This is a genomic window from Microcystis flos-aquae FACHB-1344, assembly GCF_014698375.1.
Taxonomy (GTDB): Bacteria; Cyanobacteriota; Cyanobacteriia; order Cyanobacteriales; family Microcystaceae; genus Microcystis; species Microcystis aeruginosa.
This window is the reverse complement of sequence record NZ_JACJSW010000129.1, coordinates 1-7,591: the sequence shown is the minus strand read 5'-3', so window position 1 is coordinate 7,591 and position 7,591 is coordinate 1. Positions and strand designations below refer to the sequence as shown.

Genomic DNA, 7,591 nt, shown 5'->3' with positions numbered 1-7,591 from the left:
GCTTGTTTTGACAAAAAAATACCGATTTCTGGGTTGACATACTGAATCATTAAATCTCTAACAGTCTCTTCTATCTCTGCCAAGTTATTAAATTTCTCAACTTGGGATTGTTCCTAAAGACATTGCCCTAACTCTTGACATAACTCTTTAATTCTTTTTTCATTTTCTGATCACATTGGACTGTTCCTCCCATCGAGATATATTCTGAATCGTAAGTTATAACTATTATAATCTCATTTCTCTTTGTGATCAGGTTCAAGATTTTCTAGTTTTTGACTGCTATAAGCATTAATACTCATTGCACAAGTGAGATGCTCCCTTCTTGTCCCTCGACTTACCAGAAGGAACAGTTGTCGAAGCGATTTTATTGATTAAAGAAGCTGCTGAAATGGATGAAACCGACTATCTGCTTTCCACAGAAGCTAACCGTCAACATCTCCAAGAGGCAATAGAATCTCTGAAAAATCCTGATAGTTATATTTATGTAGATGCTGCTAACTTATGAGGAAAGTCGCCTTTCTAACCCGAAGTTTTGATGAGTTTAATCAATGGGCGCTCGCAGACAAAAAAGTTGACGCTAAAATTGTCAGCCTGATTAAAGATGTTCAAGGAGAGCCTTTTTCTGGATTAGGAAAACCAGAAGCATTAAAACATGAACTATCAGGATTGTGGTCACGACGCATTACAAAAGAACATCCCCTAGTTTATAGCGTGTCTGATCAAGAAATTGTGATTGTTTCCTGTAAATTTCACTACTAATAATCGCCAGAAATTCCAGAACTAGCTGAGAGCAAGAATTAGGGTAAACGAAAACTTAAGAAGAATTTCTCAAGAAAGGGAAAACCAACCTACATTTTTCTTTTATTCTTGTCCAACACCACCATCGAATACTGTCCTATCCCTAGAGAAATTAATTGAATAGAACATTGCAAGTCAAAACAGGATTATGTTGATTTTGGACTCGACTTTAACACTCTTGAACACTTTAAACAGGATTTAGTATTACACAAGAGCTAGAACCTCTGGAAATGCGTTGCAAGGGAGACCCTTGCAACGAGGTAGAAACGAGAAGAACCACTTACTTATTAATTTTTCACAAAAGTAAATTTACCATTTTTACCATCGGCATCCATTTTAATTTGTGCCACGGAGAATTTATCCTGAATGATTTCTCCTTCGGGAGTAAAAGCAATATCTCCCAAGACAGTGACATACTTACCCGCTAAAATTTCCTGATTTAATTGTTGGCGAATTTGTTCGAGGGAAAGTGTACTGAGTTTATTTTTATCATCTACCCGTTTTAAGGCCTCGACAAAAACTTGAATTCCCGTAAAAGCTTGAGCGGTAAATTGGGGCGGTGCTTTTTTATTTTCTGCTGTATAAGCGGCGACAAAATCCCGATTAATAGGATTATCTAATTCCGGGTTATAAGCTTGAGCAATGATAATGCCATCACATTGAGCTTGACAAACCGGGAAAATATTAGAGGTATTTAAACCGTTGCCACCAATAATTAACCCTTGATAGCCTAATTGTCGCAACTGTTTGACCAAATTGCCCCCGTCAGCAACCAAACCAGAAATAACCACTAAATCCGGTTTAATATTAATAGCGGCGGTGGCTTGGTTTTGAAAATCTGTATCGGTGGTTTGGAATTTCTGCACGGTGACAATATCAAGATTTAAACTCTTTAGGGTTTCTTGAAAAGTTTCCGTTTCCGATTTACTAAAAGCATCATTTTGGGCAAAAAAGACAGCCACTTTTTTAATCTTGGGATCGATTTTTAAAGCGGTTTTAACCGCATTGGGAGCGACCACAGCCACAGGAGCAGACACCCTACCCACATATTCACCGATCTGGGGGATACCTTTAGCCGTGTTAGACGGACCGAGAATGGGAACTTTGGCTCGATCGGCGATCGGACTAGCGGCAAAAGCTTGCTGGGAAAGGGAGGGACCAAGAATACCCACCACCTTATCTTGAGTGATTAGGGTATTAATGGCGTTGATCGCTCCCGGTTCATCCCCGGCCACATCCTGGATAATAACTTTAATCGGTGTTCCATTGACTCCGCCCTTTTTATTAAAATATGTTTCAGCCATCTTGACACCGATCACCTGTTCCTGTCCCAATAGGGCGAGATTGCTGGTTTGAGCTAAAGCTGCACCGATGGGAATAGCAGCAGTGGCGGCGTTTTCTGCGGGACTGGGGTTAGTTTGACCGGTGGGAGTGCCGGAATTACAGGCCACCACTAGACCAAAAGTGACTAGGGATAGTATTAAGGGGATTAATAAACGTTTTCTGAGCATCTTAACTCTCCAGGAGGATGATATTGTTGATGACACTATTATTTCGCTAATCGGGTTGATTTCAGCGATAATTCTCGACGCAATCGGACCGGATTCTGCTCCCTTAGCGCCCTTTCTTTCCTCTAATTTTGTCGATTAACCTCCCCGTCTCACCTCCGTTTTCAGAAAAACGATTTGCCTTTTCTGGTTCTGTCGCCTAACCTAGTAGTTAGGGAATCTATTATCGCCTTTCCCGTCCACAAACCCCGAAGCGAAAACATCCATTTAAGATTATGACTAACCCCGTTATTCACGCCTTTTTCCTCGGACGAGCGATCGCTGAAGTGATCGGTGAACAGCTAGAAGATGCGTTTACCAACGCTTTAAGCGAATTAGGCAAATTTGATGCCGAACAACGGGAAAACCTGCGGCAATTCGTCGAAGAAGTGCAAATGAGAGCCGATCAAGCCATGGAAAAGGGAGTATATACTGGTACAGACTCCAGTGGTTCCTCCAGTGCCGATGTGCAGGAAAACATCGACGAAATGCGGGCCGAAATCGCCCAATTGCGCTCGGAACTAAAAAACTACCGAAATTAACCAAAAAACCTCTTTTAGTCGCTTTAAAGCCCCAAAAACTGCGTGTCAGCCCTTCTACCCGTCCCCGTTACCCCAGAGTTAAACCCAGCAATGCCGGCCCTCCAAGTCGCCAAAAATAGCTATCGTTGGAATCGAGAAAACTATTCCATCAATCGTCGTCGTCTAGATATTTGGCGATTCGTTCTGACTGTACTTTATCAATTCTGGCTCAACGGTAAAAAATGGAGCTATAACGGCGGCTATAGCCAAGAAAAACTCGCCGGCAGACGCAGAAAACAGGCCGCTTGGATTCGGGAAACCATGCTAGAATTGGGACCGACTTTTATTAAAGTCGGTCAACTGTTCTCCACCCGGGCCGATCTTTTTCCCCTCGAATATGTGGAAGAACTCTCGAAACTACAGGATCAGGTTCCCGCATTTACCTACGAACAGGCCAGCAAAATTATCGAGGTATCCCTCGGTAAACCCCTGCATAAACTCTTTAAAAGCTTCGATCCCATCCCCCTAGCAGCCGCTAGTTTAGGGCAAGTTCACCGGGCCCAACTGAACACCGGGGAAGATGTGGTGGTCAAAGTCCAACGGCCCGGATTGAAAAAATTATTTAGTATCGATCTGGCCATCCTGAAAAAAATCGCCCAATACTTCCAAAATCATCCTAAATGGGGTAAAGGTCGCGATTGGACGGGTATTTATGAAGAATGCTGTAAAATTCTCTGGGAAGAAACCGATTATCTCAATGAAGGTCGTAACGCTGACACTTTTCGCCGTAATTTTCGCGGGGAAGATTGGGTCAAAGTACCAAAAGTCTATTGGCGCTACACCTCTCCCCGGGTTTTAACCCTAGAATACCTCCCCGGCATCAAAATCAGTCATTATGAGGCCCTAGAAGCGGCAGGACTCGATCGCAAATTGTTGGCTAAACTAGGGGCAAAAGCCTATCTAATTCAACTACTCAATAACGGCTTTTTTCACGCGGATCCTCACCCCGGCAATATCGCCGTTGATAGTGATGGCTCCTTAATTTTCTACGATTTCGGCATGATGGGACAAATTAAAACCAACGTGCGCGAAAAATTAATGCAGACTCTCTTGGGAATTGCCCAAAAAGATGCCGATCGCGTGGTCACTTCTCTGGTAGATTTAGGAGCATTAACTGCTAATGGTGATATGGGAGCAGTGCGGCGATCGATCCAGTATATGCTCGATAACTTCATGGATAAACCCTTTGAGGAGCAATCCGTAGCCTCTATCAGTGATGATCTCTATGAAATCGCCTACGATCAGCCTTTTCGCTTTCCTGCTACCTTCACCTTCGTCATGCGAGCATTTTCTACCCTGGAAGGGGTAGGCAAAGGACTCGATCCTCAATTTAACTTTATGGAAGTGGCCCAACCTTTTGCCCTGCAATTAGTACATGATATGACAGGAAATAATGGCAGTAATATCCTCGATGAGTTAGGACGACAAGCGGCCCAAGTGAGCAGCACCGCCCTGAGTTTACCCCGACGCATCGATGATACGATCGAAAAATTAGAACGGGGTGATATCCGTGTCCGGGTACGTTCCAGCGAATCCGATCGACTTTTACGGCGATTGGGTATGATTCAAATGGGAACCAACTATACTTTACTCATAAGTGCTTTGCTTATCTCAGCGACGCTTCTATTTGTCAGTGGTTTTGGTTGGTTAACTTTAGTGCCGATGGCGATTTCCCTGCTTCCAGGGATAGCCCTCTTGAGACTTTGGCGAAAAATTGAACGTCAGGATCGTATGATGTAATCGATCGCGGGATAATAAATATTGTGTTAGCAGCAGAAATTTCCATGAACAATCTTTCTTTTGGGGGAATGACCGATCCTGGTGTAGTGCGATCGGTTAATCAGGATAGTTATTATATCGACCCCGAGCGGCGCTTTTTTATCGTTGCTGATGGTATGGGAGGTCATGCGGGGGGCCAGGAAGCTAGTCAAATCGCCACTGAAACTATCCAAGCTCATCTAGAAGAACACTGGAATTCGCCCCTGACTGCTGGAGAATTGCTACAGGAGGCAATTACCGTCGCTAACGAGAAGATTATTGAAGATCAACTGAAAAATCCCGAAAGACAGGACATGGGGACAACCCTAGTCATGGCTATCTTCCGAGATGATGGCTCTTGGTACACCCATATTGGTGATTCCCGTCTCTATCGCTTTCGTGAGCAAAAATTAGAACAGGTGACGGAGGATCATACTTGGATAGCTAGGGCGATAAAAATGGGCGATCTGTCCGAAGAAGATGGGAAAAACCACCCTTGGCGACACATTTTATTTCAATGTCTCGGTCGTCGCGATTTGCCCCCAGTGACGGTATCTCCCCTCGATGTGCAGTCCGGCGATAGTTTAATTCTCTGTAGTGATGGTTTGACGGAAGAAGTGTCCGACGAGGAAATTAGCGATTATTTGCAAACTGGTGCCGATTGTCAGGAAATTGTCGAGAATTTAGTGGCAGCGGCCAAAAAAGCCGGCGGTTCTGATAATATCACCGTGGTCATGGTAACACAAAATTGAGAGGAAATAGCGATCAGCGCTCGCCAAACTTCCACTCCTACTCGATCGCTCCTGCTTGTTTTAATAAAGAAACGATCGCGTGATGGTGATTAAATTTAGCTAACATTAAAGCGGTCATTCCCCCTTGATTTTTCTGATTTAAGTGCACTTTTCCCCCGTCTAACAAAACTTTAACCGTGTCGAGACAACCGTGATAACTCGCCCACATTAAAGGGGAAGCGCCGCTAAAATCGAGTTTATTGACATCAGCACCGATATCGATTAACCGGCGCACCAGTTGACTATTATTGCCCTCACAAGCTTTCATGAGGACAGTTTTGCCATCGGGATAAACGGCGTTGGGATTAGCCCCGTAGTCGAGGAGATAACGACAGATTTTCGTAAATTTGCGCTGTAGAGCTAAAGTTAACGGTGTTTCTCCCTGCTGAGTTAGGTTAGGCTCCGCCCCCTGTTTTAACAATTCTAAAACGATCGCTTCGTATCCTTGCATCGTGGCGATGATCAGGGGTGTATCACCAAAATGGTTGCGGTGATTGACAAAAGCGCCGGCTTGTAGTAGGGCCTGGACGATCTCTAGATGTCCTTCGATCGTCGCTAGATGCAGGGCCGTTTCTCCCGCCTGATTTTGATTGTCAATACTAGCCCCCTTAGCCAGTAAAAGTCGGACAATATCGAAATATCCCTCGGCAGCGGCGATCATGAGGGCAGTTTCTCCCTCCTCCGTGCTGATGTTTGGATTTGCTCCCGCTTGCAGTAAAGTTTGCCCGCTGCCGAGATTTCCCCTCTCTACAGCCAAAATTAGGGGAGTTTCCCCGGATAAAGTGGGAGCATCGAGGGGCATACCACGGGTAATAAACAATTCGAGGATTTCTGGGCAATTAGCGACGAGAGCCTGTAACCAAGCTTGTTGACGGATTTCTTCATCTACACCACTATCGAGCAGTAAACGGACGATGGCGGCGTAATTTTGTTTGATCGCTACAGATAAAGCCGTATCTCCATCCCGATCGCGCATATTGACCCGAGCGCCGGCGATTAATAACTGTTCTGCGATCGCTGTATGCCCCTTATAAGCGGCAATCATTAGTGCTGGTGTACCATCTTGATTAACCTGATTGACATTAGCACCGGCAGCGATTAGTTGAGGGAGGATTTGACTGTGATTGAGGGCAGCCGCTAACATGAGAGGGCTTAAACCTTGAGGTTGTTTACTTTTGTTGATATCAGCCCCAAATTCTCGCAAAATTGCCACAATTTCCCGATGACCCCCCTGCACGGCATAGATTAAAGCCGTAGTATTTTGCACATCAGTGGCGTTGACATTTGCCCCCTGACTCAGTAAAGCTTGAACCCGCGCCAGATTGCCCTGGCGCGCCGCTTGTATTAACAAGATATCCCAATTAGAAGCCATTAACAGTGACCGATCGGCAGAAAGTATTTTTTCTATTATCGATCTTTCTAGTGGGACTTAGGCGTTTTCGGTCAGCAAAAAAGGCTCAAACCATTACGGGACAAAGGGTTAACCTCGATTTATGATTTTCCTTGATCTATCTGGGTTTCAGCGATTTTGGGCTTCTCAAAGTAAATCCCAAGCGGGGATTGGAGTTGAGGCTTTTCTCGATTTGTTTTTTGTCTAAGTCCCAATAACAACGAGGAACTGTAATAGTAACAGTGAAAATATCATCTTCTTCTTGGTGCGCGTGCTGGTTCCGAGGTTCCCTCGGAACAGTTCGCTCCGCTTGATGATCAATTTTCGTGACCGGATTATTGCCATCCACTGACCCTTGACCGATACTATAAAAATTGCCTCCTCTATGAAGTCTCCAATCTTCTAACCATTCTTCATGATTAGCATAGCCATTGATTTCTAGATGATATTGAGCCTTAAATAACTTCTTTGACCCCCAACAAATGTGAAGTCTGTCTGTTTCCTTTAAATCAGAAAGTTCCTGTTTCTTTCGTTGTAATCTTTCTAGTTTAGATTTGACCCCTAATCATCTCTTGTTAAAGTTTCTTACATTCGCCGTAGTCGGATTTTGAGCAGCCTTCTCTAGAACTTCTAAATTTTCTCTAACTTTCCTAAATCCTGCTTTTAAATCTGTTTCAAGAAGTTCTATGTGATTGGCTTTAGCTGTGGTTAATTGGTCAAACACTG

At 44.2% G+C, this 7,591-nt stretch carries 7 protein-coding genes and 1 pseudogene; 5 read left to right on the top strand and 3 right to left on the bottom strand.

All coding sequences use genetic code 11. The features are described 5' to 3' along the window. Window positions 1-152: pseudogene (locus H6G48_RS11260) on the bottom strand (ISKra4 family transposase); the annotation flags it as partial. Window positions 153-322: 170 nt separating this feature from the next. Here H6G48_RS11260 and H6G48_RS11255 point away from each other — a divergent pair. Both H6G48_RS11255 and H6G48_RS11250 read left to right on the top strand, forming a co-directional pair. Beyond that, window positions 323-505, top strand: a complete 183-nt coding sequence (locus H6G48_RS11255; RefSeq protein ID WP_190721751.1) for a hypothetical protein — start codon at window positions 323-325, stop codon at window positions 503-505. After that, window positions 502-759: a Txe/YoeB family addiction module toxin gene (locus H6G48_RS11250; RefSeq protein WP_190721750.1), complete on the top strand. Its 258-nt coding sequence runs from the start codon at window positions 502-504 to the stop codon at window positions 757-759. Before H6G48_RS11255 ends, H6G48_RS11250 begins: the two co-directional genes overlap by 4 nt. A gap of 326 nt (window positions 760-1,085) precedes the next feature. Here the strand turns inward: H6G48_RS11250 and H6G48_RS11245 are convergent, their stop codons facing one another. Further along, window positions 1,086-2,309, bottom strand: coding sequence for an ABC transporter substrate-binding protein (locus H6G48_RS11245; RefSeq protein ID WP_190721749.1), 1,224 nt, complete (start codon window positions 2,307-2,309; stop codon window positions 1,086-1,088). 272 nt (window positions 2,310-2,581) lie between these two features. Between H6G48_RS11245 and H6G48_RS11240 the strand changes: the two genes are divergently transcribed. The 3 genes from H6G48_RS11240 (at window position 2,582) to H6G48_RS11230 (ending at window position 5,436) form a co-directional block, all read left to right on the top strand. After that, window positions 2,582-2,887, top strand: a complete 306-nt coding sequence (locus tag H6G48_RS11240; protein ID WP_190721747.1) for a DUF6825 family protein — start codon at window positions 2,582-2,584, stop codon at window positions 2,885-2,887. A 90-nt stretch (window positions 2,888-2,977) separates the two neighbouring features. Beyond that, a complete protein-coding gene (locus H6G48_RS11235) occupies window positions 2,978-4,666 on the top strand; it encodes an ABC1 kinase family protein (RefSeq protein ID WP_190721752.1) in 1,689 nt (562 codons plus the stop codon). A 44-nt stretch (window positions 4,667-4,710) separates the two neighbouring features. Next, window positions 4,711-5,436 (top strand): Stp1/IreP family PP2C-type Ser/Thr phosphatase, encoded by a 726-nt coding sequence (locus tag H6G48_RS11230; RefSeq protein ID WP_190721745.1) that lies wholly within the window; start codon window positions 4,711-4,713, stop codon window positions 5,434-5,436. A 37-nt stretch (window positions 5,437-5,473) separates the two neighbouring features. Here H6G48_RS11230 and H6G48_RS11225 read toward each other — a convergent pair whose 3' ends face one another. Further along, complete coding sequence (locus H6G48_RS11225; RefSeq protein ID WP_341275496.1) at window positions 5,474-6,874, bottom strand: ankyrin repeat domain-containing protein; 1,401 nt, start codon at window positions 6,872-6,874, stop codon at window positions 5,474-5,476. Between the last annotated feature and the right edge of the window lie 717 nt (window positions 6,875-7,591).

What these genes read in the sequence shown, in the direction of transcription:
- H6G48_RS11250 (WP_190721750.1), top strand. Translation starts at nt 502, where the DNA reads ATGAGGAAAGTCGCCTTTCTAACCCGAAGTTTTGATGAGTTTAATCAA.
- H6G48_RS11240 (WP_190721747.1), top strand. Translation starts at nt 2,582, where the DNA reads ATGACTAACCCCGTTATTCACGCCTTTTTCCTCGGACGAGCGATCGCT.
- H6G48_RS11235 (WP_190721752.1), top strand. Translation starts at nt 2,978, where the DNA reads ATGCCGGCCCTCCAAGTCGCCAAAAATAGCTATCGTTGGAATCGAGAA.
- H6G48_RS11245 (WP_190721749.1), bottom strand. Translation starts at nt 2,309, where the DNA reads ATGCTCAGAAAACGTTTATTAATCCCCTTAATACTATCCCTAGTCACT.
- H6G48_RS11230 (WP_190721745.1), top strand. Translation starts at nt 4,711, where the DNA reads ATGAACAATCTTTCTTTTGGGGGAATGACCGATCCTGGTGTAGTGCGA.